Below are 1,644 nucleotides of genomic sequence, written 5' to 3'. Positions count from 1 at the left end.
ACAAGTGAGAATGCCGGTATGAGTAACGAAAAGATCAGTGAGAATCTGATCCGCCGAAAGCCTAAGGGTTCCTGAGGAAGGTTCGTCCGCTCAGGGTAAGTCGGGACCTAAGGCGAGGCCGAAAGGCGTAGTCGAAGGACAACAGGTAGAAATTCCTGTACCACCGTAATCCGCTATGAGCGATGGGGTGACGCAGTAGGGTAGTGACGCGAGCTGATGGATGCTCGTCCAAGCAGTGAGGCTGGTGTGTAGGCAAATCCGCACACCGATAAGGCTAGGCTGTGATGGGGAGGGAAAATTGACAGTACCGAAGGTCATGATCTCACACTGCCAAGAAAAGCCTCTAGCCAGGAGAAGGTGCCCGTACCGCAAACCGACACAGGTAGGCGAGAAGAGAATTCTAAGGCGCGCGGAAGAACTCTCGTTAAGGAACTCGGCAAAATGACCCCGTAACTTCGGGAGAAGGGGTGCCTCGGTAGGGTGAATAGCCCGAGGGGGCCGCAGTGAAAAGGCCCAAGCGACTGTTTAGCAAAAACACAGGTCTGTGCGAAGCCGCAAGGCGAAGTATACGGGCTGACGCCTGCCCGGTGCTGGAAGGTTAAGGGGAGCGGTTAGGGTTTAGCCCGAAGCTGTGAACCGAAGCCCCAGTAAACGGCGGCCGTAACTATAACGGTCCTAAGGTAGCGAAATTCCTTGTCAGGTAAATTCTGACCCGCACGAATGGCGTAACGACTTGGGCGCTGTCTCAACGAGAGATCCGGTGAAATTTTAATACCTGTGAAGATGCAGGTTACCCGCGACAAGACGGAAAGACCCCATGGAGCTTTACTGCAGCTTGATATTGGACTTGGATACGATTTGTACAGGATAGGTGGGAGCCTAGGAAGCCGGAGCGCCAGCTTCGGTGGAGGCGCCGTTGGGATACCACCCTGATCGTATCTAGGTTCTAACCTGGTGCCGTGATCCGGTACGGGGACAGTGTCAGGTGGGCAGTTTGACTGGGGCGGTCGCCTCCTAAAGAGTAACGGAGGCGCCCCAAGGTTCCCTCAGAATGGTTGGAAATCATTCGAAGAGTGCAAAGGCAGAAGGGAGCTTGACTGCGAGACTGACAAGTCGAGCAGGGACGAAAGTCGGGCTTAGTGATCCGGTGGTACCGCATGGAAGGGCCATCGCTCAACGGATAAAAGCTACCCTGGGGATAACAGGCTTATCTCCCCCAAGAGTCCACATCGACGGGGAGGTTTGGCACCTCGATGTCGGCTCATCGCATCCTGGGGCTGAAGTAGGTCCCAAGGGTTGGGCTGTTCGCCCATTAAAGCGGTACGCGAGCTGGGTTCAGAACGTCGTGAGACAGTTCGGTCCCTATCTGTCGTGGGCGTAGGAAATTTGAGAGGAGCTGTCCTTAGTACGAGAGGACCGGGATGGACGCACCGCTGGTGTACCAGTTGTTCCGCCAGGAGCACAGCTGGGTAGCTAAGTGCGGACGGGATAAGCGCTGAAAGCATCTAAGCGTGAAGCCCCCCTCAAGATGAGATTTCCCCGTATGTAAGACCCCTTGAAGACGACAAGGTTGATAGGCCTGAGGTGGAAGTGCCGTAAGGCATGGAGCTGACAGGTACTAATCGGTCGAGGGCTTATCCAAAA

The 1,644-nt window shown here is 55.2% G+C and carries 1 rRNA gene; it reads left to right on the top strand.

Annotated features, from left to right (window positions below):
* A 23S ribosomal RNA gene (locus U9M73_RS22095) occupies positions 1–1,642 on the top strand; the annotation flags it as partial.
* Positions 1,643–1,644: the final 2 nt, after the last annotated feature.

Origin of the sequence: Paenibacillus phoenicis, from assembly GCF_034718895.1 — a bacterium.
Taxonomy (GTDB): domain Bacteria; phylum Bacillota; class Bacilli; order Paenibacillales; family Paenibacillaceae; genus Fontibacillus; species Fontibacillus phoenicis.
The sequence above is the reverse complement of the archived record's forward strand: the minus strand, read 5'-3'. Positions and strand labels throughout refer to the sequence as shown.